Source organism: Bradyrhizobium sp. NBAIM08 (genome assembly GCF_020193935.1).
Lineage (GTDB): Bacteria > Pseudomonadota > Alphaproteobacteria > Rhizobiales > Xanthobacteraceae > Bradyrhizobium > Bradyrhizobium yuanmingense.
Genome location: NZ_JADYVR010000964.1, coordinates 1 through 403, shown reverse-complemented (window position 1 = coordinate 403; position 403 = coordinate 1). Strand labels below are relative to the sequence as shown.

The window sequence follows — 403 nt, the reverse complement described above, 5'->3', positions numbered from 1 at the left end:
CAATTGCGCCAGCGTGGTCACCCATCTTGAGCATCTGATAACCCATCGCTTCCATTCCGGCGCGTGTGTCGATTTCCGGATGCTCCTGGCGGAACGCGAGATACGACCATTGCACAGCTGACGTGTCAGCGCGCTCGGCGAAAAGCTTTTCCATGAAGGACTGGAGCTCGGTGCGCACGAACTGAGGCGGAGAGAACCATTCGGTCGGAAGCTGCCGGTCGACCTCTATGTTGCCCCACTGCATGCTCGCGAGCTCCTTTTTCGTTGCAATCTCGACATCTCTGGATGTAAACGAAAACAGGATTCCACCGACTTTCCGGTAATCACCGACGCGCGACTCAGTGGTTACTGGATCTCCGAATGCGTGGACCGGAGACGATTGACGAACCGCGACGATCAGAAA

Annotated in this window: 1 protein-coding gene; it reads right to left on the bottom strand. The window is 56.3% G+C overall.

The window, feature by feature from the left end:
• The coding region (locus I6F37_RS42960; RefSeq protein WP_225154824.1) for a hypothetical protein at positions 1-244 on the bottom strand (244 nt) is incomplete at its 3' end.
• Positions 245-403: the final 159 nt, after the last annotated feature.